The sequence below is a fragment of the Nocardiopsis sp. CC223A genome, assembly GCF_030766825.1.
Classification (GTDB): domain Bacteria; phylum Actinomycetota; class Actinomycetes; order Streptosporangiales; family Streptosporangiaceae; genus Nocardiopsis.
Genome location: NZ_JASFDV010000038.1, coordinates 1 through 26531 on the forward strand (window position 1 = coordinate 1; position 26531 = coordinate 26531).

Consider the following 26531-nt stretch of genomic DNA (forward strand, 5'->3'; position numbering starts at 1 on the left):
CCGGCCTGGCGTCCGGGGACGTTCGACCGGGTCCTGGTCGACGCGCCCTGCACGGGTCTGGGCGCGCTGCGCCGCCGTCCCGAGGCGCGCTGGCGGCGCACCGAGGACTCCGCGGCCGAACTCGCCCCGCTCCAGCACGACCTGCTGGCCAACGCCGTGGAGTCGGTGCGCCCGGGCGGGGTGGTGGCGTACGTGACGTGCTCGCCGCACCTGGACGAGACCGACGTGATCGTGCGCCGTGTGCTGGCCGAACGCGACGACCTCACCCTGCTGCGCGCCGCCGACCTGCTGGACGAGGTGCCCGGCCTGGCCGCCGGGGAGGACGGGAAGTACGTGCAGTTCTGGCCGCACCGGCACGGCACCGACGCCATGTTCCTGGCCCTGCTGCGCCGGAACTGACCCGGCGCCCGGCCGCGGTGCCCTGTCCGGGGTGCCGCGGCCGCCTCCGGCTAAATCGGACAAATCATGATCTACATCGTCAAGTTGGGGCTTTTCGGGGAAGCATTCCAGGTCCGACCGGGTGCCCCGCCCCGGGACCGGCGGCCGGTCTGGCTACACTGCCAGGCGTGGCAATCCAGATCTCACCCAGCATCCTGAGCGCCGACTTCGCGCGCCTGGCCGACGAGGCCGCCGCCGTCCCCAACGCCGACTGGCTGCACGTCGACGTGATGGACGGGCACTTCGTCCCCAACCTCACGCTCGGCCTGCCCATCGTCGAGTCCCTGCTCAAGGCGACCGACACCCCCCTGGACTGCCACCTCATGATCGAGGACCCCGACCGCTGGGCGCCCGCCTACGCCGAGGCCGGGGCGGGCAGCGTCACCATCCACGCCAAGGCCGCGAGCGCCCCCGTGCGCACCCTGCGCGAGATCCGCCGGCTGGGCGCCCGCGCCGGACTGGCCCTCAACCCCGCCGAGCCGGTCGAGCCCTACGCCGACCTCGTCGGCGAGATGGACATGCTCCTGCTCATGACCGTCGAGCCCGGATTCGGCGGCCAGAGGTTCCTCGACCTGGTCCTGCCCAAGATCCGCCGCGCCCGCGAGATCCTCGACGGCCGCGAGGCCTCCGTCTGGCTCCAGGTCGACGGCGGCGTCGGCGACGAGACCATCGAACGCGCCGCCGAGGCCGGGGCCGACGTCTTCGTCGCCGGGTCCGCCGTCTACGGCGCCCAGGACCCCGCCAAGGCCATCGACTCCCTGCGCGCCCAGGCGATCGAGGCCGCCGCACGCGGGTAACGATCCCGGCGCGGCGCCGGTGTGCGACTGGTCACACCGGCGCCGCACCCTCTAGGCTTTCGCCCCGTAGTCGTCGATTCCGCTTGGTCGCGGCTCCGTCTTCCCCCCGCGCGGCGCGGACCGGGGGAGCGGCGCGGCGTGAGCACGTTGCCAGGCACGGACACCTGGAGTGCTCGCTGTGAACCTGGACGTGCTGTGGGACGCCGAGACCGCCCCCATCCGGTGGCTCCAGGGGGTGGGGGAGTGGCCCCTCCTGCCCTTGGAGGCGGTCACCGGACTCGGCTCCCAGACCTTCGTCATCGCCCTGCTCGCCCTGGTCCTGTGGTCGGTGGACTCGGCGCTGGGCGCCCGCCTGTTCGTCCTCTGCGTGGGCACCGGGGTGCTCAACCACCTGTTCAAGGGCCTGGTGTTCGGATCCCGTCCCTCCTGGTACGACGCGGGGGTCACCGCGCACGTCGCCGAGTCCAGCTTCGGTATGCCTTCGGGGCACGCCCAGGGCTCCACCGTCCTGTGGGGCTATCTGGGGATCAGGTCCGGGCGGCGCGGCCCGCTGTGGGCGGCGATCGCCCTGATCGCGCTCATCTGCCTGTCGCGCGTGTACCTGGGCGCCCACTTCATCAGCGACGTGGCGGTGGGGGTGCTGCTGGGCGCCGCCACCCTGTGGGCGTTCCTGCGCTGGGAGGAGCGGGTGCTGGCCTGGTGGCGCGGGCTGGACACCCCGCGCTGGATCGGTGTCGCCCTGGCCGCGTCCCTGGTGCCCTGTGTGGTCGGCGCGGTATGGCGGTACACGGTGTACGGCGGCCGGGAGGTCCCGGTGGAGTGGATCGGCGCGACCCCGCCCGATCCGGCCGGGTACACGCTCGCCGGCCTGTTCACCCTGGGCGGGGCGCTGCTGGGCGGGCTGGTCGGCCTCACCCTGCTGGACCGGCGCGGCTGGTACAGCGCGCGGGGGACCGTCCCGGCCCGGGTCGCACGGTTCGTGCTGGGCATCTCCGTGGTGGTCGCGGTACTGGCCTTCGAGGACGTGCTGTTCGGCGGCCTTTCCGGGTTCACCGAGGCGGTGGTGTCCTTCCTCGTCTACGGGGCCATCGCGTTCTGGGCGACCTTCGGAGCGCCGGAGCTGTTCCTGCGCAGCGGCCTGGCGCAGCGCCCCGCGGCCCCGGACGAGCAGGCGGAACACGCGCGGGAACCGGCCGACGGCACGCCCGGGGCATGATCCCCATCACACGAACTATGCGCGGTTGCTACTGCGGCGTTAAGATCGTTGGCGTCTCAGACATGAGTTGAGAATGCGTGCTCCGGGGTCGGTGAAAGTCCGAACCGGCGGTGACAGTCCGCGACCCGGCCGAGTCCATCGGCCGGTTGAACCGGTGGAATTCCGGTACCGACGGTGAAAGTCCGGATGGGAGGCAGCACGCGTCGGGACGGTCTGTGCGCCGTGGTGCCCCGTGCCCGCGGCCCTTCGCCGACCCGCCGTGGACGCACGTTCCACACACGCCCCGGAGCCGTACCAGGCGACAGGGAAGGCAAGGGCGTGTTCACAGGAATCGTGGAAGAGCTCGGTGAGGTCGTCTCCCTCACCCCCGCGGGACCGGCGGGCGAGGCCGTGCTGCTCACCGTGCGCGGCCCCCTGGTCTCCTCCGACGCCGGCCACGGCGACTCCATCTCCGTCAACGGCGTGTGCCTGACCGTCGTCGACCGCGGCGAGGGCACCTTCACCGCCGACGTCATGAAGGAGTCCCTGGACCGCTCCTCCCTGGGCTCCCTGGCCGCCGGCTCCCCGGTGAACCTCGAACGCGCCGCACGCGTCGACTCGCGCCTGGGCGGGCACATCGTGCAGGGCCACGTGGACGGCACCGCCCGCCTGCTCTCCCGGAATCCGGGCGACAACTGGGACGTTCTACGGTTCGAGCTGCCCGCCGGGCTGTCCCGGTACGTGGTCGAGAAGGGGTCGATCACGGTCGACGGCACCAGCCTGACCGTGTCGGCCGTCAGCGCGCCCGGCGCCGACGCGGCGTTCTTCGAGGTCAGCCTCATCCCGGAGACCCTGCGCGCCACCACCCTGGGCTCCCTGGCCGTCGGCGCCACCGTGAACATCGAGGTCGACGTCGTCGCCAAGTACGTCGAGCGCATCACCGCCGTGGCCGCCGCCGAGGGCCGCGCGCGCACCTGATCCCCACCGGAGCGGACCCCGCCGGGCCGCCACCGATCCCACACCACCCACCGACACCTGGAGCGGGAATGACCGTCACCGACACCACCCCGGCCGCGACCGACGCCGAGCGGCCCGTGGTCCTCGACCCGATCGAGGACGCCATCGCCGAATTCGCCGCAGGCCGCGCCATCGTGGTGGTCGACGACGAGGACCGCGAGAACGAGGGCGACATCATCTTCGCGGCCGAACTCGCCACCCCCGAGCTGCTGGCGTTCATGATCCGCCACACCTCCGGCGTGGTCTGCGTGCCCATGGAGGGCCCGGACCTGGACCGGCTCGACCTGCCGCTGATGACGGCGCGCAACGAGGAGAGCCTGCGCACCGCCTACACCGTGACGGTGGACGCCCGCGAGGGCGTCAGCACCGGTATCTCCGCCGCCGACCGGGCGCACACGATCCGCCTGCTGGCAGCCGACGGGAGCCGACCCACCGACTTCGTGCGCCCCGGGCACATCCTGCCGCTGCGGGCCCGGCCGGGCGGCGTGCTGGCCCGGCGCGGCCACACCGAGGCGTCGGTGGACTTCGCCAGGCTGGCCGGGCTGCGCCCCGCCGGGGTGCTGGCCGAGGTGGTCAACGACGACGGCACCATGGCCCGGCTGCCGCGGCTGCGCGAGTTCGCGGACGAGCACGGCCTGAAGCTGGTGTCGGTGGAGCAGCTGGCCGCGTACCGGCTGTCGCTGGGCGAGTCCCTCACCGAGGAGGAGGCCCACCCGCCGCTGGTGACCCGCCTGGTGGAGACCCGCATGCCCAACCGGCACGGGCAGTGGCGCGCCGTCGGGTTCAAGGGCACGGCCGACGGCGCCGAGCACGTCGCCCTGGTCATGGGCGACCTGGGCGACGGCACCGACGTCCTGGTGCGGCTGCACTCGGAGTGCCTGACCGGGGACGCCTTCGGGTCGCACCGCTGCGACTGCGGTCCGCAGCTGGACGCGGCCATGGCCGACATCGCCCGTGAGGGCCGCGGCGTGCTGGTCTACCTGGGCGGCCACGAGGGGCGCGGCATCGGGCTGCTGCACAAGCTGCGGGCCTACGCCCTACAGGACGAGGGTGTGGACACCGTCGACGCGAACCTGCGGCTGGGGCTGCCGGCGGACGCCCGGGAGTTCGGCGCGGGGGCGCAGATCCTCACCGACCTGGGTGTCTCCTCGGTGCGGTTGCTGTCCAACAACCCGGACAAGGCCCAGGGCCTGGAGCGGCACGGGGTGCGGGTCAAGGAGCGCGTGCCGACGCCCGCGTTCCTCACCGCCGACAACGCCGCCTACCTGCGGACCAAGCGCGACCGGATGGGGCACGACCTGTCCGGCGTCACCGGCTGATCCACGAGTACGAGACGACTGGGAGCGAAGAAGCGATGAGTGGTGAAGGACGCCCGCAGGGGCAGGGGGTCGACGCCTCCGGTATGTCGGTGGGCATCGTGGTGACCCGGTGGAACGCGCCGATCGTGGAGCCGATGCTGGCCAACGCGCTGGCGGTGGTCAAGGAGTCGGGGGCCGCCGAACCGGTGGTGGTCCGGGTGGCCGGGGCGGTCGAGATCCCGGTGGTGGCCCAGGAGCTGGCCCGCCGCCACGACGCGGTGATCGCGCTGGGAGCGGTCATCCGCGGCGGCACCCCGCACTTCGAGTACGTGTGCCAGTCGGTGACGCAGGGGCTCACCGACGTGGCGCTGCGCCAGTCCACCCCCGTGGGCAACGGCGTGCTGACCTGTGACACCCTGGAACAGGCGCGGGACCGCGCCGGGCTGCCGGGCAGCGCAGAGGACAAGGGCGCGGAGGCGGCCCTGGCCGCGCTGGAGGCGGCCGCGGTCCTGCGCGGACTGCGGATCTAGGCCGTTCGGGAGTGGGAGTACGGGTGCGGACGAGGGAACAGACCGTGGACGAGGCGGCACAGCGGCCGGAGCGGCCCCGGGTCTGGCGCCCCCGGGCGGTACGGGTGGTCGCCTACGGGCTGGGGCTCCTGATCGTGGCCACGATGGTCGTCCTGGCGTCGATCCTGCCGGGCGACTGGCGGTTCACGGACCGGCTGCTGCTCGTGGGCGTGGGCCTGGCGATCGCCGCGACCCTGCACCTGCTGGCCCGGCCCCGGCTGGTGGCGGCACGGGACGGCGTGACGGTGGTCAACGGCATCCGCACGCACGTGCTGTCGTGGGCGGAGATCGTGGACGTGCGGATGCCCGAGGGCGAGCCGTGGCCGTCGGTGGACCTGTCCGACGGGACGACGCTGGCGGTGATGGGCATCCAGAGCGCGGACGGCGACCGGGCCCGGGCCGATCTGGCGGAGTTCCGGGAGCTGCTGCGCCGGCGCGGTGAGGCCGAGGAGCCTGACCGGGACTGACCCCCGCCCCTGGTTCCGCCCGCTTTGTGCGAACGTCTAACGGGAGCCTTCGTTTCTTGACGGAACGGAGGCTCCCGTCGTACCGGGCGGAGCGCATAGTTTGGTGGTGAAGGCCACAGAGCGTGGAAGCCGACCGGGAGCGGGGTGCCGCGTGCGCGATATCCGAGAGGCCGTGGCGGAGATGTACGCCTCGGGGGAGAGGTTCGCCGTCGCGACGGTGATCGACACCTTCAAGAGCGCGCCGCGCCCGGCCGGGGCGGCGATGGCGGTGAGCGCCTCGGGCGAGGTCGTCGGAAGCCTGTCGGGCGGCTGCGTGGAGGGCGCGGTCTACGAGGAGGCGATGGAGGCGATCCGCACCGGGGTCCCGGTGCGCCGGACCTACGGGGTCGCCGATGAGGACGCCTTCAGCGTGGGTCTGACCTGCGGTGGAACCCTGCACGTGTTCGTGGAGCCGGTGGACCGCGAGCGTTACCCCTCGCTGGGTTCGGTGCTGGGCGCCGTCGACGAGCACCAGCCGGTGGCGGTGGCCACCGTCGTGTCGGACCCCTCCGGCGAGGACCGGGTGGGGCGGCGCCGGATCGTGTGGCCCGGGCACGCCGAGGGCGACGTGGGCGGCGACCGGCTGAACGACGCCCTGGACGACGACGTGCGCGGCATGCTGGCCCAGGGCACCACGGGCCTGCTGCACTACGGTGCGGACGGGCAGCGGCGCGGCGACGAGCTGGAGGTGTTCGTGCAGGCGTTCGCGCCGCCGCCGCTGATGCTGGTGTTCGGCGCGATCGACTTCGCGGCGGCCGTGGCCCGGATGGGCGCCTTCCTGGGCTACCGGGTGACGGTGTGCGACGCCCGCCCGGTGTTCGCCACCGCCAAGCGGTTCCCCGCCGCGGAGGAGGTGGTGGTCAAGTGGCCGCACGTGTACCTGGACGAGGTGGCCGACCGGGTCGACGAGCGCACGGCGATCTGTGTGCTCACCCACGACCCCAAGTTCGACGTGCCGGTGCTGACGGCGGCGTTGCGCACCCGCGCCGGGTACATCGGTGCGATGGGGTCGCGGCGCACCCACGAGGACCGGATGGCGCGGCTGCGCGAGGCGGGCCTGTCCGAGGACGACCTGGCGCGGCTGCACTCGCCGATCGGCCTGGACCTGGGGGCGCGGACCCCCGAGGAGACGGCGGTGTCGATCGCCGCCGAGCTGGTGCGCTCCCGCTGGGGCGGCAGCGGCCGGGCGTTGAGCGAGACCACGGGCCGGATCCATCGGGACGTCGCCGTGGATCCCTTCGTTCCGGCCGGATTCGGTCACGTCGACAGGTGAACCGAAACGCGGGGGCGGGGGAAAGCGCAGGTCGTGTCCGGGGGGTGGAGAGGGTCTGGAAAAGCCTCGGGACGGGGTTCCGCGGGCGGCCGGTGCGCGGTGCCCGCGCGTGGCATCATCGCGTCATGGGAAGTGGTGAGGGGGAACACGGCCGGGTGGCGGGGCTGCTGCTGGCTGCAGGGGCCGGGAGCAGGCTGGGGCGGCCCAAGGCACTGGTCGAGGTCGGCGGCGAACGCCTGGTCGACCGGGGGGTGCGCACCCTGCGCGCCGGCGGCTGCGCACCCGTCGTGGTGGTGCTGGGCGCCGCGGACACGGCGGTCCCCGACGCCTGGACGGTGCTCAACCCGGAGTGGGCCTCGGGGATGGGCTCGTCGCTGCGGGCCGGGATCGACGCCCTGCCCGACGGGGTCGACGCGGTCCTGATCTCCCTGGCCGACCAGCCGCTGGTCACCCCCCGGGCGGTGGCGCGGCTGGTGGCGGCGCACGCCGAGGGCGCCCGCGCCGCGGTGGCCACCTACCGCGGCAACCAGCGCAACCCGGTGCTCATCGGCCGCGAGCACTGGTCCACGGTGCACGCCATGGCCGTCGACGACGTGGGAGCGCGCCCGTTCCTGCGCGCGTACTCCCACGTGGTCACCCCGGTGGCCTGCGACGACGTCGCCAGCCCCGAGGACATCGACACCGAAGAGGACCTGCTGCGCCTGCGCGACCTGATCGGCCGCTAGGGCGTCGCCGAGGCGGTGATCCCGAAGACGTGGCGGGTGGCCGCGCCGGGTTCCAGGACGATGAGGCCGGTGCCGGTGTCGAACGCGTTCGCCGGGCAGGTCATCGGCTCCACGGCCAGGTGGGCGCGGTGGTCGGCGCCGGTGAGGGTGTCGGAGCTGAACAGCTGGAGGTACCCGAAGCTCTCGTCGCACCACACCGACACCCGTCGGTGCGGCCCGTCCAGGTGGGTCCAGGCGCGGCCGTGGGCGTCGCGTTCGCCGATGGTGAAGGCGGTGTCCAGGACGGTGCCGCCCAGCCTGCGGCCCGGCGGCCGGAAGTCCAGGTCGGTGCCGTCCACGGCGACGGGGTCCCCGTCGGGCAGCAGCCGTCCGTCGACCGGCAGGCGGCGGTCGACGGGGGCGTTCACGGTGAGCTCGCCGCGGTCGGCCAGGCCCCGCACGGGTTCGCCCAGGTCGAGGTAGGGGTGGAAGCCCAGCCCGAACGGCGCGGGGGAGTCCCCGGTGGTGCGCGCAGTGGTGGTGACGGTGAGGCCGTCCCCGTCGAGCCGGTACGCCAGGTCCAGCGCCAGCGGGAAGGGGTAGCCGGCGGAGGCGGGCAGGTCCAGGTGCAGCTCCGCCTCCGCCTCGGAGGTCCGCACCGGCGTCCACACCCGGTCGTGGACCAGCCCGTGGATGGCCGACCCGGTGGCGGGGTCGTTGACCTCCAACCGGTACTCGTCCCCGCCGAACCGGTAGCGGCCGTCGCCGATCCGGTTGGGCCAGGGGGCGAGCACCTGTCCCTGGAACGCGGTGGGCGCGCCGGTGTAGGGCCACACCAGGTCGTCGCCCCGCCAGGTGAGCGCCTGGAGTGCGGCGCCCTCGGTGGCGATGCGGGCACCGAAGTCCCCCGAGCGCAGTTCGATGGTCTCTCCCACGTGCGGTCTCTCTCTCATGCCCGGTTCCCCACCACGGTCCGGCCCTTCGCCGAACCGGGCGATCTTAACCGAGCAGGCCGTCCAGCGGGATGAGCACGCCCGAGCCCAGGGCCAGCAGTCCGGTGGACAGCAGCACCACGAGCATGAGCACCGACCCGGCCACGGCCATCCGGAACGCGGCCAGGCGGCGGCGCGCCCGCGAGGACTCCCTCCTGCTCGCCGCGGTGCGGCCCATCGCGATGAGCGCGACCGACAGCAGCACCGGCAGCCACCAGGCGGCGCCCGTGTCCCCGGGCAGCAGCCCGGTGACGGTTCCGGCGGCGTCGGCCAGCGTCCCCAGGACCGGCCCCTGGGAGGCGTCCAGCAGACCGGTGTAGGCGTCGGTGACGAAGGGGGTCTCGGGGTAGAAGCCGTCCTGCGGGCGCAGCGCCCGGCCCAGTCCGTCGACCAGGCCCAGCAGGGCGGCCGGGTAGGCGAAGCGGCGGCACCTGCCCGCGGTCATCGCCTTCTGGATCTGGTTCATGGTGCGCTGGACCCGCTTGGCGGCGCGCTCCTGCTGCCTGCGGGTGGCCTCGGGGTTCTGCGCCCCGGGGTGCGGTGCCCCGGGGTCGCGGGGGTCGGGGTTCTGCGCGGCGGTGCCCCAGCGGTTCCAGCGGGGGCGGGCGGCGTCCGGCGGCGCGGCGCCGCCGACCACCGGGGTGTCGCCGGTGGCGGCCTCGGCCCGGCGGCGGCGGGCGTCGGAGATCCGGCCGCGCGTCTCGTCCCAGCGGGCCCGGGCCGAGCCGGTCAGCGCCGCCCACCGGTCCTGGCGGCGGGCCCGGCCGTCGGCGCGTTCGCGGTCGGCGATGGAGCCGCCGATGCGGACCGCTTCGGGGAGCAGGAGCACGGCGGTGAGCAGGGCGGCGCGCGGGGCGATCGGGTCGCCGCCGCCGTCGCGCAGGCCGGTGCGGCGCTGCTCGTTCCACCAGGGGGCGTGCGGGGCGGGGCTGCGCTGGGCCGGGTGCCAGGACTGGCGGCGCAGCAGGGCGCGGTGCCGGGACGCGGTGTCGGGTTCCAGGACCAGCTCCACGGCGCGCGCCCAGGTGGTGTCGATCTCGTGGGCGGCGGGCCGGTCCGGCCGGTCCGCCCCGGGGCCGGTGATGCGGTCCAGGGTCTCGGTGACCCGGCGCATCAGCAGGGGCACCTCGTGCTGGACGCGTTCGAGCAGGACGCAGCGGCCCGAGCCGTCGCTGCGGCAGCCCGGGTGGGGGCACCAGTGCTGGGCGGCCAGGCCCACCGCGCCCGACTCCAGGGCCTCGCGCACCACGGCGTGCCGGCTGGCCTCGCCGGTGGACAGCTCCAGCAGGCCGTCGGCGCTGATCTCGTGGCCGCGGTAGCGCGGCGGCATGCCCGGTACGTAGCGGGCGGCCAGGGCGCTGATGGCGATGTGGGCGCGCTCGGGGTGGCCCTCCAGGCCGGTGAGGTAGGCGCGGTCGAAGGTGTGGTCCTTGACCTCGCGGTCCAGCCAGGTGCGCAGCTCCGACCAGTGGGTGCGCAGCCACATGGCGCCGGTCTCGGAGCGGTCCAGCAGGTCGAAGGCCAGGCTGGGCGGGTCCTCGTGGGAGGCCCCGGCGAACACGATGGGGCGCAGCCGCCGTGCGGTCCGCAGGGCGGGCCGTTCCCCGGCCAGCCACTGGGCGACCTCGGCGTACCCCCAGCGGGCGCCGGGGGAGGGGGCGAGCAGGCCGCGCACCAGCAGCCGCCAGTGCTCGTCGGTGACGGCGGAGATGTCCACCTCGGTGTTGCGGGCGGTGAGCCAGTTGCCGCCGCGGTCGGGGCGGCGGCCGGTGACCAGCTCGTGCGCCATCACACCCAGGGACCACCAGGCAGCCGGGGCCTCGCGCCGGCCCTCGACGACCTCGGGGGCGGCGTAGTCCTCGGTGATGGCCAGGCCGCCGTAGACGCGGCTCATGGTGGCGCGGACGGCGCCGCCGAAGTCGGTGAGCGCCAGCACCGGCGGGTCCAGGGAGCGGACCAGCAGGTTCTCGGGCTTGACGTCGGTGTGGTTGTGCTGGAGGTCGTCCTGCCAGTGGTGCAGGCACTCGGCGACGGCGGAGACGACGGCGCGGGCGCGGGCGTCGTCCAGGGGGGCCTGGTCGATGACGGCGCGCAGCGAGCCGTGCTCGAAGTACTCCTGGGCCTCCCAGGCCAGGTCCTCCTCCCAGGAGCTCTTGGCGTGGCCGTAGCCCTGGACGGCGGGGGTGTGCGGGGAGGCGGTGCCGCGGGCGCGCAGCCGGTCCAGCAGTTCGCGGTTGATGTCGTGGCCGGGCCGGTACACCTTCAGCGCCAGGCGGCGGCCGGGGGAGTCGGTGGGTTCGACGAGGTAGACGACGGCCTCGCCGCCCGCGCCGATGCGGTCCAGGACCTGGTAGCGGCGGCGCAGCTCGGCGGGGACGGCGTAGTCCAGGTCGCTGGCCGGGCCGACGACGACCCGGGAGAGGAGGCGGGCCAGCCAGTCCAGGAAGGGGCCGAACAGGGTGCGCCACCAGGGGGTGCGGGCGCCGCCGGGGTCCGCGGCGCCGCCGAACCGGGCGGTGGCCGCGGCGGGCCGGTCCACCCGGGTGGGCGGGGCCGCCGGGCCGGGGCCCTGGACGCGGGTGGGCGGGGTCGCGTCGCGGCCGGAGCCCGGTCGCAGGACGCGGGTGACCCACCGCGTGGCCCTCGGGGCGGGGTCCGCCTTGGCGGTGGGCGCGGTGGGTTCGATCCGTTGCGTCGGCGCGTTGTCGTCACCGGTGTGGGGCGTGACCATGGAGGTCGGTGCCGTCCTTCGGTTGCGTGGGTGTCGTGGCCGGGATCGGCGGGCCGTTTCCAGAGTAGGTGCCCGGCGGCGGCCGGTGCCGGCCGTGCGCCCGCGGACCCCCGTCGACGGTGCGCGCCTCTCCCCGTCCTTCACCCTGTAGGACTCCGGTCACGCCCTCCGGGTTCCCGCGGCGCCGGTCCGTTCGCTCACAGGCCGGGTCAGTGGCCGCGCGGGGCGACGCCGAGTTCGGCGCAGGCCTCCCGGTACATGCGCACGACCTCGTGGCGGATCTGGGCGCGCTCGGTGAGCGGCTGCGCCCAGGGGATGCGCACGGTGTGCTCGGTGCCGCCGACGGTGACGGCGTACTCCCCGGCCTCGCCGTCCAGGCCGGTCATCCGGGCCGCGGTGGCGTCGGGGTGACCGCCCAGGGCGCGGCAGATGATCAGGGTGTCCTCGGGGTGGTCGCCGTTCATGTGGGCGGTGACGGCGGTGACGACCTCGGGGGCGAAGGGGCCGGCCATGGCGGTCCTTCCTGTCGGGCGCGGGTGCGCGGGGCGGAGGGCGGGGCGGGGACGCGTCCGCCCCGGTCGACGATAGCCGAGCCCTCCGGAAGGTGGCGACACGGTGTCGTTAAAACGGGGGCGCCGGGGAGTCCTGTCGCCGGGCGGGCCCCGGAAGGCGGGGTGCGGGGCGGGCGGGGGGCGGTGGACTGTTCCCGCGATCGTGCGACCGTCGGCGGTCGGGTGTTCCGGGGCGGTGGCACGGCGCCGCGGGAACACGGGCTCCGGAAGGCGGGGTGCGGGGCGGGCGAAGAGGGCGGGAGGGTCTTCGTCGCGACCGTGCGACCGTGCGACCGTCGGCGGCCGGGCGTTCCGGGGCGGTGGCACGGCGCCGCGGGAACACGGGCTCCGGACCCTGGACTCCGGTCGTCGGTCGTGTGCGGGTGCCGGGGAAACGGGAAAGGCGCCCGCGGGACGGACGGATGTCCCGCGGGCGCCTTCGAGTGCGGCCTCCCGCCCCGCCCCCGTGGCCGGGGGACGTGCGTGGCCGGGCCGGTCAGGCCTGGTGGGTGAACTCGGCGTCGATGGTGATGGTGATCTTGTCCCCGATGACCACGCCGCCGCCGTCCATCGGCATCTCGATGTCGACGCCGAACTCCTTGCGGCTGATCTGGGTGGTGGCGGAGAAGCCCGCGCGGTCCAGGCCGTAGGGGTCGAGGGTGGAGCCGTTGAACTCCAGCTTCAGCTCGACCGGGTTGGTGCGGCCCTTGATGGTCAGGTCGCCCTTGAGGACGAAGTCCTCGCCGTCGGCGGCCAGGCCGGTGGAACGGAAGGAGAACTCGGGGTTGTCCTCCACGTGGAAGAAGTCCGCCGAGCGGATGTGGTTGTCACGGTCGGCGTTGTCCGTGTTGATCGAGGAGGCGTCGATCGTGGCCTCGACCGAGGACTGCGTGGGGTCCTCGGGCACGGTCAGGGTGGCGTCGAACTTCTCGAACCGGCCGTGGACCTTGCTCACCATCATGTGGCGGACGGAGAACCCGACGGTGCTGTGGGCGGCGTCGATCTTCCAGGTGCCGGCCTTCAGTTCCTGCGCTGCCATCTGCCTGCATCTCCCTGTCTCGGGTCGCGGACCCGGGTACTCGGGCCCATCTACTTGCTTAGGAACAAAGTACCTCAGAAATATCTTCCTGGGAAGAAGCTTATGTGTTCGACGCCCCACACGCAACCGTGGCCACTAGAATCGACCCATGGAGAACCCGGCATGGCTCGACGACGACGAACAACGGGTCTGGCGGGGCTTCCTGCGCGTCAACGCCTGGATCTACGACGAACTCGAACGCGACCTGCGCGAGCGCGGCGGCCTCAGCCTCATCGAGTACGGGATCCTCGCGCACCTGTCCGAGGCCCCCGAACGGCGCATGCGCATGCGCGCCCTGGCCGACAGCGTCATCGTCTCCAAGAGCCGCCTCTCCCACCAGATCGCCCGGCTCGAACGCGACGGCCTGGTCCGCAAACAGGAGTGCGCCGACGACCGGCGCGGCCTGTGGGCCGTCCTCACCGAAGAGGGCGCCCGCCTGCTGGCCGCGGTCGCCCCCGGGCACGCCGCCCGGGTCCGCGCCCTGATGTTCGACCGCCTCGGACCACGGCGCACCGCCGCCCTGGAGGACCTCCTCGCCGTCCTGGAACCGGCCGGCGACACCCCGGCGACCGACAGGCGGCCTTCCGGCGTCCACAAGGCCACCGTCGGTAACGACTGAGTACGACGCCGACACGCCCCGACCCCCGCCCGGGTAGAGTCGAGGGTCGTGAGCAGACCAACGATCATCGGTGCCCAGAACTTCCGTGACGACGACGGGAGCGCCGACCCCGAGGTCGAATCCCGCCTGCGCGCCCACGCCGCCGGCGAGATCGGCGACCGCCAGGTACTGGCCGCCCTGAGCGGCTCCCGCGTCCTCATCCCCGTGGTCGCCGTGGCCACCGAGACCGAGCAGGGCGTCGGCGGGCTCACCAAGGACAAGAACAGCGAGGTCGCCGTCCCCGTCATGACCGGCAAGGACGGCCGCCGCGGCGTGCTGGCCTTCACCTCGGTCGACGCCGTCCGCCGCTGGCGCTCCGACGCCCGCCCCGTCCCCTTCTCCACCAGGGACGCCTGCCAGGCCGCCGTGGAGGAGGGCGCCGACGCCCTGGTCATCGACGTGTCCGGACCCGTGCCCTACACCGTCCAGGGCCGCTTCCTGACCATGCTCGCCGAGCAGGGCGCCGTCCCCGAACCCAAGGACGACCCCCAGGTCCTCGCCCTCGTCTACCGGGTCGCCCACACCGAGTTCGGGATCGAACGCGTGCGCATCCACCCCTCCCAGCGGGCCGACATCGGCATCCGCCTGGAGCTGGAGGAGCGCGACGACGAATCCCTGCGCCGCGTCGCCGAACGCCTGGCCGCCGAGCTCCGCCACGTCCTGCCCGGCGGGATCGAGCTCAGCGCGGTCGTGCGCGCCCGGCGCGAGACCGACGGGTCCGAATAGTCCGAGTGCCCGCCGGGACTCCGCTCCGCTGTGGCTCGCCCACCGCCGTCCGCCCGTCGCCCACCGCCGTCCGCCCGTCGCCCACCGCCGTCCGCCCGTCGCCCACCACCACCCTCAAGGGACGGCCTGCGGCCGACGCATCTCCCTCTTAGGGACGGCCTGCGGCCGACGCATCTCCCTCTTAGGGACGGCCTGCGGCCGACGTACTTCCCTTTTACGGACGGCCTGGCGGCCGCAGCCCTGTTCCCCCCGATGCGCCCGGAAGACGGGCACGGGTCTCAGGAGGTGCGGCGGCCCAGGAGGGCATCAGGTTCTCCACAGGCGCGGCCCGGGCCTGTCGGCGCGGCGCGCCGCGGGGTAGCTTCGCATCATGCCCACCCCCTCGGCCCTCGCCACCCTCACCGAACCCTGGGCGGTCGCCGTCATCGCGGCCGCGGCCCTGGTCGGCCTGCTCGCCGGACACGTCGGCGGCCGCCTGGTGCCCTTGTTCGGCCCGGCGGGCCCGCACGTCACCGCCTTCGTCGACGCGGCCGCCGCCAGGGACGATGCCGGGTCCGACCGGGCCGGGGGCGCAGGCGCACCGGACCCCGACACCCCGCCCGGCGAGGACGGCCCGCCACCGCCGCGCTGCCCGCACTGCCGGGCCGAGGTCCGGTTCCGGCCGTGGTTCCCCCTGGTGGCCGACCGCGCCTTCCACGGCCGCGGAAGCTGCCCGCACTGCGAGCAGACCGTGCGCTCCCACCCCGGCGCCGTCCTGCTGGCCGTGCCCGCCGCCGCCCTCGCCGGGGCCGCCGCCGTCCTGCACCCGGACTGGACACCCCTGTGGCTGCCCGCGGTGCTCTGGCTCGTGGCGGTGGGCTCCGCCCTGTCCGTCATCGACCTGCGGGTCCAGCGCCTGCCCGACGCCCTGGTCCGGCCCGCCTACCCGGTGGCCGCCGCCCTCATCGCCCTGGCCTCCCTCGCGCCGCCCGGCGGGCCGGCCCCGGGGCGGCTCCTGGACGCCCTGCTGGGCATGGTCCTCGTCACGGTCCTGTACTGGCTGCTGTGGCGGATCCACCCGCGGGGGATGGGCCTGGGCGACGTCCGCCTGTCCGGGCTGACCGGCCTGTACGCCGGGTGGGCGGCCGGGCCGCTGGGCGCGCTGACCGCCGTGTTCTGGGCGTTCGCGGCCTTCTCCGTGGTGGGTCTGGTCCTGATGGCGCTGCGCCGCGCCTCCCCGGGCTCGACCTTCCCACTGGGGCCGTTCATGCTCGCCGCGACCCTCGCCACCGTCCTGGCCGCCGAACCCCTGCTGCCCGAACTATGAGACCGGATGCCACCCCTCGGACCGATCCGTGAAAAGATCGGTCCCATGTTGCGTTGGCTGACCGCAGGGGAATCCCACGGGCCGGCACTCGTCGCGATTCTGGAGGGCCTCCCGGCCGGTGTGTCCGTCACCTCTGACGACATCGCCGCCGCGCTGCTCCGCCGCCGCGCCGGGTACGGTCGTGGCGCCCGGATGAAGTTCGAACAGGACCAGGTCTCCGTCATCGGAGGCATCCGCCACGGCCGCACCCTCGGGGGTCCGGTCGCGGTCGAGGTGGGGAACACCGAGTGGCCCAAGTGGGAGCAGGTGATGTCCCCCGACCCGGTGCCCGCCGAGGTGCTGGACGGCATCGCCCGCAACGCCCCGCTCACCCGGCCCCGGCCCGGCCACGCCGACCTCGTCGGCATGCAGAAGTACGGGCACACCGAGGCGCGGCCCGTCCTGGAGCGCGCCAGCGCCCGGGAGACCGCCGCCCGCGTCGCCATCGGCGAGGTCGCCCGGCGGTTCTGCCGCCAGGCGCTGGGCGTGGAGATCCTCAGCCACGTGGTGTCCATGGGCCCGGTCTCGGTCCCCGAGGACGCCCCCGAGCCGCGTCCGGAGGACCTGGCCGCGGTGGACGCCGACCCGCTGCGCTGCTTCGACCCGCAGACCAGCGCCCGCATGGTCGAGGAGGTCGACGACACCAAGAAGTCCGGGGACACCCTCGGCGGCGTCGTCGAGGTCCTCGCTTACGGGCTGCCCCCGGGCCTGGGCACCCACGTCCACTGGGACCGGCGCCTGGACGCACGGCTGGCCGCCGCCCTCATGGGCATCCAGGCCATCAAGGGCGTCGAGGTCGGCGACGGGTTCCGCACCGCGGCCCGCCGCGGCTCGCAGGCCCACGACGAGATCGAGCCCGGCCCCGACGGGGTGCGCCGCCGCACCAACCGCGCCGGCGGCGTCGAGGGCGGCATGAGCACCGGCGACCCGCTGCGGGTGCGCGCCGCGATGAAGCCCATCGCCACCGTGCCGCGGGCGCTGGACACCATCGACACCGAGACCGGTGAGCCCGCTCAGGCCCACCACCAGCGCAGCGACGTCACCGCGGTCCCGGCCGCCGGTGTGGTCGCCGAGTCGATGGTCGCCCTCGTCATCGCCGAGGCCGCCATCGAGAAGTTCGGTGGCGACTCGGTCGAGGAGACCGCCCGCAACCTCCGGGGCTACCTGGACTCCCTGGAGATCCGCTGACCCGCCCGGGACCCGCCCCGGCGGCGGGTCCCGGGACCGAGACGAAGGTGGGAAGTAGCGTGTCACGAGCGATCGCGGTCCTGATCGGGTCGCCCGGCTCGGGCAAGTCCACGGTCGGAGAGGCCCTGGCCCGACGTCTGGGCGCCGACCTGCTGTGCACCGACACCGAGATCGAGAAGCGGGCCGGCAAGCCCGTCGGCGACATCTTCCTGGAGGAGGGCGAAGAGTACTTCCGGGCGCTGGAGCGCGAGGTCGTCGCCGAGGGGCTGCGCTCCTGGGAGGGCGTCATCGCCGTCGGCGGCGGCGCCGTCCTGGACGAGGACACCCGCCGCGACCTGGCCGACCACCACGTGGTCTACCTCCAGGTGGACTTCGCCGAGGCCGCCAAGCGCGTCGGCATGGACACCGCCCGCCCGCTGCTGGTCGGCAACCCCCGGGCCCGGCTGCGCAAACTCCTGGACGAGCGGCTGCCGGTCTACGAATCCCTCGCCACGGTGACGGTGCCCACCACCGGGTTCCACCCGGAGGAGGTCGTCGACGCCATCGTGCCCACCCTCGACACCGGGAAGGCCGCCCCGTGACCGCCACCCGCATCGGTGTCGGTGACGACGCCGGCCGCTACGACGTCGTCGTCGGCAGCGGCGTGCTCGCCGAACTGCCCTCACTGATCGGGGAGGCCGCCCGCGTCGCGGTGATCCACCCCGAGGGCATGGACGCCGTCGCCCGCCCGGTCGCCAGGGCCCTCAAGGCCGCCGGGTACACCGTCCACCCCATGCCCGTCCCCGACGGCGAGGCGGCCAAGAACGCGGCCGTCGCCGCCGACCTGTGGACCCGGCTGGGACTGCACGGGTTCACCCGCAGCGACACCGTCGTGGGCGTGGGCGGGGGCGCCACCACCGACCTGGCCGGGTTCGTCGCCGCCACCTGGCTGCGCGGCGTGCGCGCCGTCCTGGTCCCCACCACCCTGCTCGCCATGGTGGACGCCGCCGTCGGCGGCAAGACCGGCATCAACACGCCCGAGGGCAAGAACCTCGTCGGCGCCTTCCACCCCCCGGCCGGGGTGCTGTGCGACCTGGCGACCCTGCCCACCCTGCCGCGGGCCGACTACATCGGCGGGCTCGCCGAGATCATCAAGGCCGGGTTCATCGCCGACCCCGTCATCTGCGACCTGGTCGAGGACGACCCCGAGGGCGCCGCCCTGCCCGAGGGCCGCCACACCCGCGAACTCATCGAACGCGCCATCCGGGTCAAGGCCGAGGTGGTCTCCGGCGACCTCCGGGAGAGCGGCCTCCGCGAGATCCTCAACTACGGCCACACCCTGGGCCACGCCATCGAACGCGCCGAGAACTACACGTTCCGGCACGGGTACGCCGTCTCCATCGGCATGGTCTTCGCCGCCGAGCTCGCCCGGCTCGACGGACGCATCGACGCCGACCTGGTGGCCCGCCACCGGGCGCTGCTCACCTCCGTGGGCCTGCCCGTCTCCTACGGGGCCGCCGTCTGGCCGCAGCTGCGCGCCGCCATGAGCATCGACAAGAAGACCCGCGGCGCCACCCTGCGGTTCGTGGTCCTGGACGGGCTCGCGAAGCCGGCCATCCTGGCCGGGCCCGCGCCGGAGCTGCTCGACGCGGCCTACGCCGCCCTCGCGGGCGACGCCCCGGTTCCGGGAAGCCACTAGACTGGCAGCCAGGCGGCCTGCGCACCGGTGCGCTCGGGACGGCTCCCGAGGCGCCCGCGGCCGGCCCCACCGAATCACCGGACCGGGCCCTGCGAGGTTCCGGTCCCCGACGTGTCAAACCCCTGGGAGAGACGACCGAAGTGGCCACGACGAACGACATCAAGAACGGCACGACCCTGCGGATCGACAACGTTCTGTGGAACGTCCTCGAATTCCAGCACGTCAAGCCGGGCAAGGGCGGCGCGTTCGTCCGTACCAAGCTGAAGAACGTCCTCACCGGCAAGATCGTGGACCGGACCTTCAACGCCGGCGCCAAGGTCGAGTTCGCCAACGTCGACCGCCGCGACATGGAGTACCTGTACCACGACGGCGAGTCCTACATCTTCATGGACACCCAGACCTACGACCAGCTGCCGGTCCCCGAGGCCGTCGTCGGCGACGACAGCAACTTCCTGCTGGAGAACACCAAGGTCACGGTGGCCACGAACGAGGGCAACCCGCTCTACATCGAGCTGCCCGCCGCCGTCGAGCTGGAGATCACCCAGACCGACCCGGGCGTCCAGGGCGACCGCTCCACCGGCGGCACCAAGCCCGCCACCGTCCAGACCGGCGCCACCATCCAGGTGCCCCTGTTCATCTCCCAGGGCGAGCGCGTCAAGGTCGACACCCGCACGGGCGACTACCTCGGGCGAGTCAACTGATGAGCGGAGCACGGCGCAAGGCGCGGCGGCGCGCGGTCGAGGTCCTCTACGAGGCCGAGGTGCGCGGCATCTCGGTGGAAGAGGTCATCCGCCGCCGCCGGGCCCAGCCCGAACCGCCGATCAACGAGTTCACCGAGCAGCTGGCCCGCGCCGTCGACGGACACCGGGACCGGATCGACGAACTCCTCGACACCTACGCGATCGGCTGGACCCTGGAGCGGATGCCGGTCGTGGACCGCAACATCCTGCGGATGGGCGCCTACGAGCTGCTGTGGGCCGAGGACATCCCCGACGCGGTGGCGATCGCCGAGGCCGTGGGGGTCGCCAAGGAACTGTCCACCGACGAGTCTCCCAACTTCGTCAACGGGCTGCTGTCCAGGCTGATGGAGAACAAGTCGACGCTCGCCCTGTAGGCGGGCGCGGACCGGCGCGTGTGCGGGTTTGGGACGGGCCGGGTGGGACGAGCACGGTGGGGGACCGGTGGGTGACAGGAGCGATGCGGCAGTGAGCGGTCTGGGAGAGGGCGGGGCCACCGGACCGGGCCGGGCGGCCAACGCCGCGCGGACCGCCGTCGTGTGGGAGGCCCTGGCCGGGCTGCTGGACCGCCTCGGCGGCGGCTCCCCCCTGGACATCGTCGATGCGGGGGGCGGCACCGGAGGGGCCGCCGTCCCGCTCGCCGAACTCGGCCACCGGGTCACCGTCGTCGAGCCCAGCCCCGACTCCCTGGCCGCCCTGGAGCGCCGTGCCGCCGAACGCGGGGTGCGGGTGCGCGGCGTGCAGGGCGAGACCGGCGACCTGGCCTCCCTGTTCCCCGAGGGGAGCACCGACCTCGTCCTGGTCCACAACGTGCTGGAGTACGTCGACGACCCCGCCGCCGCCCTGCACGACGTGGTCGGCATCACCCGGCCCGGGGGCGCGATCAGCCTGCTGGTCACCAACGCCGTCGCCGGGGCCCTGCACCGCGCCCTGGCCGGGCACCTCACCGACGCCCGCGCACTGCTGGAGGACACGGAGGGCCGCTGGGGCCCGGGCGACCCCATCCCGCGGCGGTTCACCCGCCGCGGCGTCCTGGATCTGATCGGCGCCGCCGGTCTCACCGACGAGCGGGTCCGCGGCGTCCGCGTGTTCACCGACCTGGTCCCCGGCCACGCCTGGGAGGGCGACGTGCACGCCGGCCGCCACCTGGTGGAACTGGAGAAGGCCGCCGCCGAGCACCCCGAGCTGCTGGGCATCGCCACCCAGCTGCACGTCACCGCCCACCGGCCCTGAGCACCGTCCTCCGCGGCGCGTAACCTGACCTTATGAGCCGACGTCAACTGGAGCGCGGGGCCGCGCTGCGGGGCATGGTCACCCCGAGCGGCATCGTTCCGCTGGGCGCGGACTTCCCGTGCGACGGGTCGGGTCCGGACTCCGACTGCAACGTCCTGCACCTGGACATGGACGCGTTCTTCGCCAGCGTGGAGCGGCTGCACAACCCCGGTCTGGAGGACACCCCGATCATCGTCGGCGGCACCGGTCCGCGCAGCGTCGTCTCCTCCGCCGACTACCTCGCCCGCGCCCGCGGCGTCCACTCCGCGATGCCGATGGCGCAGGCGCTGCGCCTGTGCCCCGGCGCCGCCGTGTTCCCGCCCGACGGGCGCGCCTACCGGGACGTCTCCCGGGCGGTCATGGAGATTCTGCGGTCGGTCACCCCGCTGGTGCAGCCGCTGTCCCTGGACGAGGCGTTCCTGGACGTGTCCGGGGCGCGCCGCCGCCTGGGCGGGCCGGTGCGGATCGCCGCGATGATCCGCGAGAGGGTCCGCCGCGAACAGGGTCTGACCTGCTCGGTGGGGGTGGCCGCCACCCGGTTCACCGCCAAGCTCGGCTCCACCCACTGCAAACCCGACGGCCTGCTCCTGGTGACGAGCGCCGCGGTCCGCTCCTTCCTGGACCCGCTGCCGGTCGGCGCGCTGCCCGGGGTGGGGGACAGGACCGAGCAGACCCTGGCCCGGATGGGCGTGCGCACCGTCGGCGCCCTGGCCCGGTACGACCGCGACCTGCTGCGCATGGAGCTGGGCGACAAACACGGCGCCCGGCTGGCCGACCTCGCCCACGGCATCGACGACAGCCCGGTGGAGCCCGAGAGCGAGGACAAGAGCATCGGCGCCGAGGAGACCTTCGACGTCGACGTGGCCGAGCCCGAAGAGGTGCGCCGGGAGTTGCTGCGGCTCTCCGAGAAGGTGGCGAGACGCCTGAGAGCCTCGGGACGGATGGGGCGCACGGTGAGCGTCAAGCTCCGCCGTGGCGATTTCTCGACGATCACCCGGTCCCGTACCCTGCCCGACGCCACCGACGTCGGCCGGGAGATCAGCGCCGTCGCCCGCGCCCTCTACGCCGAATCCGGTCTGGCGGGAACCCCGATGCGCCTGGTCGGCGTTCGTATGGAAGGGATCGTTCCCGCCTCCGGGGTGCACCGCCAACTGGCCCTGGACGAGCAGGACACGGGGTGGCGCGACGTCGAGCGCGTCATGGACCGGGTGGCGGAACGATTCGGACCGGGCGCGCTACAGTCGGCGGTATTGGCCAAGCGTGACGAAAACGACGTATGATGCCGCAACTTCCGGACCGTTCCCAACGTTATACGGGTAGGACCGGAGTCAGGGTAGACAGAGAGGCATGGAAGCCGGTGTTTCCGATACAGCGCGGGGGTATCGTGGCCTTGGTCGGTCAGGTCCGCACGCAGCTTTTCCTTCCACGGTGCGCTAGCGCATCGTATTCTGGGCATACCACTGACCAAGAGATCATTGATCAGTACCCGTCACCCCAACCGGGGACTGTTGTAGGGAGGCGCCGTGCCGCTCTCTGAACACGAGCAGCGCATGCTCGACCAGATCGAGCAGGCGCTGTATGCCGAGGACCCGAAGTTCGCGAACACCGTTCGGCAGACGAACCCCGTGGTCCATCACAAGCGCCGGATCATCAAGGCCGGGCTCGGGTTCGTCCTCGGCCTCGTGCTGATGCTGACGGGCCTGCTGCTCGGCAGCAGCGTCGGTCTCGCCGTCGGTGTCACCGTCAGCGTGGGCGGCTTCCTCGTGATGCTGGCCTGTCTGCTGTGGGGGCTCAACGCCTGGCGCCGGGCCGCCGTCGGCGGAACGGCGGAGGCCCCGCCCGACGAGCCCAAGCGCCGCAAGGGCGACCGCCCGGGCATGATGAATCGCTTCGAGGAGCGCTGGCGCCGCCGCCAGCAGGGCGACGAGTGATCTCGCCACCCAGATCCACCGGATGACGACGAGGGCCCCGCACGTGGTGCGGGGCCCTCGTCGTCTCTGTGCGCCGCCGCGGCCGCACCGGTGACCCGTGGTCGGCTCTCCCCGGGTCGTGTTCGCCGGGTGGTGTGAGAACACCGGCTTTTCGGGGCGGGGAACGGGTCGCCGGGTGGTGCGTCGCCGCCTTCGGGGTCGGGGGCCGAGCGAAGTCGTACCACCCGGTGGGACACCGTCTCCCGGTCGCGCAGGTGGAGCCGGGGCCTGAGCGGGTCGCCTCCGCTCGGGACGGGGGAGGCGTGCCCCCCCGCCCCGAGCCGGTCAGGCGTTCTGCGGGGTGGGGTCCGCGGCCGGGCGGCGGGGGCGGTCCCACAGGGAGCGGGGGAGCAGCGTCGCGCGCAGGCGCACGCCGCGGGGCAGCACCGCGGGCAGGCCGTGCACGATGACGCGCAGGTCCGCGCCGGTCTCCTCGCCCCAGGAGGCGGCCGGGGCGTACCGGTCGCGTTCCTCGGCCAGGGCCAGGCGGTACAGGGCCGCGCGCACCTCCTCCGCGAGCGGTACCCGGTCCCCGTCGCGCAGGGCGGACAGGCGGGCCGCCGTGCCGCGGGGGCTCTCCGCCAGGTCCCAGCCCAGGCCCAGGTCCACACAGGTGTCGCGCAGTTCCCGCCAGGCCGCCTCCGGGCGGCCCAGGCGGAACCGGCGCACGGACGCGCGCACCGCGGCGGGCAGGAAGGGCAGCAGCAGGAGGCCCGCCACGGCCGCCGCGGCGGGCAGCCACGACAGGTCCGGGGACTCCCGGTCGTTCCCGGCGGGGGCGGCCGCGATCTCCTCGTCCTCCCCGGCGGAGGCGGAGGGGGAGGCCTCCGGCGTCGGCTCCGGCTCCTCCTGCTCCGAGGTCGGCTCCTCCTCCGGGGAATCGGGGGTGGGCTCGGGGTCGGGGAGCTCGGGTTCGCCCCCGCTCCCGTCGGTGTACTCGGGCTCGGTCGCCGAGCCCTGGCCGCCCACCCCGCCGGGGGTCGGCTCGAACCGCACCCATCCGGCGCCCTCGAAGTACAGCTCCGGCCAGGCATGGGCATCGCCGCTGCTCACCGTCCAGCGGCCGTCGCCGGTGCGCTCGCCCGCGGTGTAGCCGACCGCGACCCGGGCGGGGATGCCCGCCTGGCGGGCCATCACGGCCATCGCCCCGGCGAACTGCTGGCAGTACCCGGTCCGGTCCACGGTCAGGAAGTGCACCAGCGGGTCGGCGTCGCCGGGGACCTCCGTCGGGCGCAGGCTGTAGGTGAAGTCCCCCGAGGTGAAGAACTCCTGGAGGGCGAGCGCCTTGAGGTAGGGCGAGTCGATGTGGCCGGTGAGCTCGTCGGTCACCTCCTGGACCTCCGGCCCGACACCGGCGGGCACCGAGCGGAAGTCGCCCGGCAGCGACCGGGGGGACCCCGGTGCCCGGGCCAGGTCCTCGGCGGTGACCTCCCGGTCGGTGGTCTCCACGGTGAAGCTCAGGCCCGTGGGCGGCCGCTCGGTGGTGAACACCATGAGGCTGTCGGGGTGCACGTACCAGTCGCCGGAGACGTCGACGGACCGCGCCCAGTACGGCAGCGGCAGGAAGTCCATGCCCTCGACGTCGGAGTCCAGGGACACCCGGGTCACCACGGTGTCCTCCCGCGGTGCGGACGGCCACCCGGTGGGCAGCGGCAGCTCGTCCTGGACCCGGGTGTCCCCGGAGGCGTCCACCGGGCTCATCGTCCAGTTGACGCCGTCGAACTCGTCCAGCACGTACCGGCGCAGGTACCCGGGTTCCTCGGCATCGGTGCGGTAGGTCAGCACGGTGCGGTCGGAGGTCGACAGCAGGTCCCGGCGCATCGACACCAGCGGGTGCGTCGTGGTGATGACGTCGTTCTGGCGGCCGACGTAGGTGCCCTGGGCCAGGGTGTGGAAGGAGTCGGTGCGCAGGCCGGGCACCGCGGCGGGCAGGGCCAGCGCCAGCACGACGGCCGCGGCGGCGGCCAGGGTCGCGGTGAGCCCGTGCTGGAGGACGCCCAGCGGCGGTGTGGGGACCACCACCCCCCATTCGCGGCCGCGCACCCACATGTCCACGGCCAGCAGTTGGACGAACCCGAACGCGCACGCGATGAGCGCCCCGGCGCCGATCCCGGACTCCTCCACCACCAGCGGCACCACGGCCAGGGCCAGCAGCAGCCCGCCGACCATGCCGGGACAGCGGGCGGTGGCGGCCAGGAAGTCGGCGGCGACGAGGAACACCGCGAACGCCAGGGCGATGATCAGCATCACCCCGGCGGTCGCCGTCACCGGGGGCCGGTTGGTGTCGATGACCCCCAGCCCCTGGGAGAACACGGTGAACACGTGCTCGATCGCGGCACCGGAGGGCACGACGCCCAGGGGGGCCAGGTGCCCGGCGAACAGCGGCACGACGAACAGCGCCACCACGACCAGTTGCAGGACGGGCACGAGCAGGCCGATCCACCCGGTCAGCAGTCGGTAGAGCACCGACACGGCGGTGGCCGCGCCCATGAGCAGGGCCGCGGGCAGCCACCAGTCGTCGCCGCGCACCAGCGGCGCGATGAGGGGGAGGGCGCACAGCAGGGAGACCAGCGTGGCCAGGGGCATCAGGGCTTTCAACGCGGGACCTTCCCGAGGGGTGCGGCGTCGCGCCACAGCGGGGGCAGTTCGGAGAGGGACGGCAGGTGCACGACCCGCCATCCGGCGGAGGCCAGGATCTCGCCGGCGCCGGTGCGCGCCCGGTCGGAGGGCCAGGCGGCCCGCGTGCACAGCACGGCCACCCGGTGCCCGCCGCCGCTCCCGGCCAGGGCGGCGGCCTCCTCGGCGGTGAGCGCGCCCAGCACCGCCACGGTCAGGGAGGCGCCGGACGCGGTGAGGGCGGGAAGGGCCGTGGTGTCGGAGGCCTCCAGGACGGCGAGCCCGTCCAGCAGGGCGCCGGGCACGGCCGCGGGCATCCGACCCCGGTCGGTGTACAGCCGCACCTCGTGGTTCTGGTCGAGCAGGTGGAGGGCGACGGAGGCGGCGGCGCCCACGGCGGTCTCCAGGGAGTCGGCGGGGCCGCTGCCCGCGTGCGCGCGGCGCCGGGTGTCGAGCAGGACGGTGCCGTACTCGCGCCGGTGCTGCTCGTCGCGGCGCACCATCAGCTCGCCGTGCTTGGCGGTGGACCGCCAGTGGACCCGGCGCAGCTCGTCGCCGTACCGGTACTCGCGGGGCACCGGGTCCTGCTCGCCGATCCCGCTCTGCGTGCGGCGCGGCGAATCGTCCCCCTGGGAGCCGTCGGAGGTACCGGTCCGGCCCAGGGGGACGGTGGCGGGGGTGACGAGCAGGTGCTCGGGGGCGCCGGGGCGCTGCTCCACCCGCACCAGGCCCAGCGGGTCGGTGACCGCGACCCGCAGCGGGCCCAGCGGGTAGTTGCCGCGCACGGCGGGGCGGACCAGGTAGGCGAGGTCGCGGACCCCGCGCGCGCCCAGGAACCCGATGGAGTAGCGGGGTTCGTGGCCCAGCCGGGTGGGCAGGGTGTCGCTGACCGACACCCCGGTCACCGGCCAGGTGTGCGAGGAGTCGCCGATCCGGATCATGATCCGGGCGTCGTGTCCCGCCCGGACCCGGGAGGGTGTGACGCTGCGGCTGTGCACCACCCGGTCGGCGGCCCCGATCAGGAAGAGCGCGGCCACCGGCGGCAGTGCCGCCGTCAGCACGCCCAGGGCGACCAGTTCCCGCTGCCCGACGACGAACCCGGCGACCAGCGCGACCAGGCCCAGGAGCAGCATGCACACGCCTCGGGCGGTGAGGGTTCGTCGCGGGCGCATGGACCCTCTCTCGTAGGAAA

Annotated in this window: 25 protein-coding genes, 1 pseudogene and 1 riboswitch; of the genes and pseudogenes, 20 read left to right on the forward strand and 6 right to left on the reverse strand. The window is 74.1% G+C overall.

All coding sequences use genetic code 11. The features are described 5' to 3' along the window. The 9 genes and pseudogenes from QJS33_RS16540 to QJS33_RS16580 form a co-directional block, all read left to right on the forward strand. Positions 1–399, forward strand: a pseudogene (locus QJS33_RS16540) (rRNA cytosine-C5-methyltransferase); the annotation flags it as partial. Between the two features lie 167 nt (positions 400–566). Further along, entirely contained in the window at positions 567–1235 is a 669-nt protein-coding gene (rpe, locus tag QJS33_RS16545; protein WP_306368884.1) for a ribulose-phosphate 3-epimerase, read from the forward strand. Positions 1236–1404: 169 nt separating this feature from the next. After that, complete coding sequence (locus QJS33_RS16550; protein ID WP_306368885.1) at positions 1405–2451, forward strand: phosphatase PAP2 family protein; 1047 nt, start codon at positions 1405–1407, stop codon at positions 2449–2451. A gap of 73 nt (positions 2452–2524) precedes the next feature. Continuing rightward, positions 2525–2655: riboswitch (FMN riboswitch) on the forward strand. 114 nt (positions 2656–2769) lie between these two features. Further along, positions 2770–3408, forward strand: a complete 639-nt coding sequence (locus tag QJS33_RS16555) for a riboflavin synthase (RefSeq protein ID WP_306368886.1) — start codon at positions 2770–2772, stop codon at positions 3406–3408. Between the two features lie 68 nt (positions 3409–3476). Next, the gene (locus QJS33_RS16560) at positions 3477–4766 is read left to right on the forward strand and encodes a bifunctional 3,4-dihydroxy-2-butanone-4-phosphate synthase/GTP cyclohydrolase II (RefSeq protein WP_306368887.1); all 1290 of its coding nucleotides are present in this window, start codon (positions 3477–3479) and stop codon (positions 4764–4766) included. 35 nt (positions 4767–4801) lie between these two features. Next, complete coding sequence (ribH, locus tag QJS33_RS16565; RefSeq protein ID WP_306368888.1) at positions 4802–5275, forward strand: 6,7-dimethyl-8-ribityllumazine synthase; 474 nt, start codon at positions 4802–4804, stop codon at positions 5273–5275. Positions 5276–5319: 44 nt separating this feature from the next. Then, positions 5320–5781 (forward strand): PH domain-containing protein, encoded by a 462-nt coding sequence (locus QJS33_RS16570; RefSeq protein WP_306368889.1) that lies wholly within the window; start codon positions 5320–5322, stop codon positions 5779–5781. Positions 5782–5932: 151 nt separating this feature from the next. Continuing rightward, a complete protein-coding gene (locus QJS33_RS16575; RefSeq protein WP_306368890.1) occupies positions 5933–7093 on the forward strand; it encodes an XdhC/CoxI family protein in 1161 nt (386 codons plus the stop codon). Between the two features lie 155 nt (positions 7094–7248). Further along, complete coding sequence (locus tag QJS33_RS16580; protein ID WP_306368933.1) at positions 7249–7818, forward strand: nucleotidyltransferase family protein; 570 nt, start codon at positions 7249–7251, stop codon at positions 7816–7818. On the opposite strand, the gene QJS33_RS16585 is transcribed toward QJS33_RS16580, so the two are convergent. The 4 genes from QJS33_RS16585 to QJS33_RS16600 all read right to left on the reverse strand — a co-directional run bounded on the left by QJS33_RS16585 (position 7815) and on the right by QJS33_RS16600 (position 13110). Further along, positions 7815–8750, reverse strand: a complete 936-nt coding sequence (locus QJS33_RS16585; RefSeq protein ID WP_306368891.1) for an aldose 1-epimerase family protein — start codon at positions 8748–8750, stop codon at positions 7815–7817. The two genes, QJS33_RS16580 and QJS33_RS16585, sit on opposite strands and share 4 nt — an antisense overlap. 46 nt (positions 8751–8796) lie before the next feature. Next, on the reverse strand, positions 8797–11520 hold the full coding sequence (locus tag QJS33_RS16590; protein ID WP_306368892.1) for a serine/threonine protein kinase: 2724 nt from the start codon (positions 11518–11520) through the stop codon (positions 8797–8799). Between the two features lie 209 nt (positions 11521–11729). Continuing rightward, positions 11730–12032, reverse strand: a complete 303-nt coding sequence (locus QJS33_RS16595) for a DUF2470 domain-containing protein (RefSeq protein WP_306368893.1) — start codon at positions 12030–12032, stop codon at positions 11730–11732. 535 nt (positions 12033–12567) lie between these two features. Continuing rightward, positions 12568–13110 (reverse strand): YceI family protein, encoded by a 543-nt coding sequence (locus QJS33_RS16600; RefSeq protein WP_306368894.1) that lies wholly within the window; start codon positions 13108–13110, stop codon positions 12568–12570. Between the two features lie 148 nt (positions 13111–13258). On the opposite strand from QJS33_RS16600, the gene QJS33_RS16605 reads away from it, so the two are divergent. The 11 genes from QJS33_RS16605 to QJS33_RS16655 all read left to right on the forward strand — a co-directional run bounded on the left by QJS33_RS16605 (position 13259) and on the right by QJS33_RS16655 (position 22684). Further along, on the forward strand, positions 13259–13768 hold the full coding sequence (locus QJS33_RS16605; RefSeq protein ID WP_306368895.1) for a MarR family winged helix-turn-helix transcriptional regulator: 510 nt from the start codon (positions 13259–13261) through the stop codon (positions 13766–13768). Between the two features lie 48 nt (positions 13769–13816). Then, positions 13817–14533 (forward strand): SseB family protein, encoded by a 717-nt coding sequence (locus QJS33_RS16610; RefSeq protein ID WP_306368896.1) that lies wholly within the window; start codon positions 13817–13819, stop codon positions 14531–14533. A gap of 370 nt (positions 14534–14903) precedes the next feature. Continuing rightward, a complete protein-coding gene (locus QJS33_RS16615) occupies positions 14904–15839 on the forward strand; it encodes an A24 family peptidase (protein WP_306368897.1) in 936 nt (311 codons plus the stop codon). Between the two features lie 45 nt (positions 15840–15884). Continuing rightward, entirely contained in the window at positions 15885–17066 is a 1182-nt protein-coding gene (gene aroC / locus QJS33_RS16620) for a chorismate synthase (protein ID WP_306368898.1), read from the forward strand. A gap of 59 nt (positions 17067–17125) precedes the next feature. Beyond that, a complete protein-coding gene (locus QJS33_RS16625) occupies positions 17126–17647 on the forward strand; it encodes a shikimate kinase (protein ID WP_306368899.1) in 522 nt (173 codons plus the stop codon). Further along, a complete protein-coding gene (gene aroB / locus QJS33_RS16630) occupies positions 17644–18744 on the forward strand; it encodes a 3-dehydroquinate synthase (RefSeq protein ID WP_306368900.1) in 1101 nt (366 codons plus the stop codon). The genes QJS33_RS16625 and aroB overlap by 4 nt, the downstream gene beginning before the upstream one ends. Before the next feature lie 140 nt (positions 18745–18884). Continuing rightward, positions 18885–19445 carry an elongation factor P gene (gene efp, locus QJS33_RS16635; RefSeq protein ID WP_306368901.1) on the forward strand — a complete coding sequence of 187 codons (561 nt, stop codon included), beginning with the start codon at positions 18885–18887 and terminating at the stop codon, positions 19443–19445. Further along, the gene (nusB, locus tag QJS33_RS16640; protein ID WP_306368902.1) at positions 19445–19858 is read left to right on the forward strand and encodes a transcription antitermination factor NusB; all 414 of its coding nucleotides are present in this window, start codon (positions 19445–19447) and stop codon (positions 19856–19858) included. The genes efp and nusB overlap by 1 nt, the downstream gene beginning before the upstream one ends. Before the next feature lie 67 nt (positions 19859–19925). Continuing rightward, on the forward strand, positions 19926–20714 hold the full coding sequence (locus QJS33_RS16645) for a methyltransferase domain-containing protein (RefSeq protein WP_306368903.1): 789 nt from the start codon (positions 19926–19928) through the stop codon (positions 20712–20714). A gap of 32 nt (positions 20715–20746) precedes the next feature. Then, positions 20747–22033 (forward strand): DNA polymerase IV, encoded by a 1287-nt coding sequence (gene dinB, locus QJS33_RS16650; protein WP_306368904.1) that lies wholly within the window; start codon positions 20747–20749, stop codon positions 22031–22033. 243 nt (positions 22034–22276) lie between these two features. After that, positions 22277–22684, forward strand: coding sequence for a DUF3040 domain-containing protein (locus QJS33_RS16655; RefSeq protein ID WP_306368905.1), 408 nt, complete (start codon positions 22277–22279; stop codon positions 22682–22684). A 324-nt stretch (positions 22685–23008) separates the two neighbouring features. Here the strand turns inward: QJS33_RS16655 and QJS33_RS16660 are convergent, their stop codons facing one another. Next, positions 23009–25321: a transglutaminaseTgpA domain-containing protein gene (locus QJS33_RS16660; RefSeq protein ID WP_306368906.1), complete on the reverse strand. Its 2313-nt coding sequence runs from the start codon at positions 25319–25321 to the stop codon at positions 23009–23011. Beyond that, positions 25318–26511 (reverse strand): DUF58 domain-containing protein, encoded by a 1194-nt coding sequence (locus QJS33_RS16665; protein WP_306368907.1) that lies wholly within the window; start codon positions 26509–26511, stop codon positions 25318–25320. Before QJS33_RS16665 ends, QJS33_RS16660 begins: the two co-directional genes overlap by 4 nt. Positions 26512–26531: the final 20 nt, after the last annotated feature.

Coding starts and splice junctions, on each gene's coding strand:
- QJS33_RS16560 (WP_306368887.1), top strand. CDS start 3,477: ATGACCGTCACCGACACCACCCCGGCCGCGACCGACGCCGAGCGGCCC.
- ribH (WP_306368888.1), top strand. CDS start 4,802: ATGAGTGGTGAAGGACGCCCGCAGGGGCAGGGGGTCGACGCCTCCGGT.
- QJS33_RS16585 (WP_306368891.1), bottom strand. CDS start 8,750: ATGAGAGAGAGACCGCACGTGGGAGAGACCATCGAACTGCGCTCGGGG.
- QJS33_RS16590 (WP_306368892.1), bottom strand. CDS start 11,520: ATGGTCACGCCCCACACCGGTGACGACAACGCGCCGACGCAACGGATC.
- QJS33_RS16595 (WP_306368893.1), bottom strand. CDS start 12,032: ATGGCCGGCCCCTTCGCCCCCGAGGTCGTCACCGCCGTCACCGCCCAC.
- QJS33_RS16600 (WP_306368894.1), bottom strand. CDS start 13,110: ATGGCAGCGCAGGAACTGAAGGCCGGCACCTGGAAGATCGACGCCGCC.
- QJS33_RS16605 (WP_306368895.1), top strand. CDS start 13,259: ATGGAGAACCCGGCATGGCTCGACGACGACGAACAACGGGTCTGGCGG.
- QJS33_RS16615 (WP_306368897.1), top strand. CDS start 14,904: ATGCCCACCCCCTCGGCCCTCGCCACCCTCACCGAACCCTGGGCGGTC.
- aroC (WP_306368898.1), top strand. CDS start 15,885: ATGTTGCGTTGGCTGACCGCAGGGGAATCCCACGGGCCGGCACTCGTC.
- nusB (WP_306368902.1), top strand. CDS start 19,445: ATGAGCGGAGCACGGCGCAAGGCGCGGCGGCGCGCGGTCGAGGTCCTC.
- dinB (WP_306368904.1), top strand. CDS start 20,747: ATGAGCCGACGTCAACTGGAGCGCGGGGCCGCGCTGCGGGGCATGGTC.
- QJS33_RS16665 (WP_306368907.1), bottom strand. CDS start 26,511: ATGCGCCCGCGACGAACCCTCACCGCCCGAGGCGTGTGCATGCTGCTC.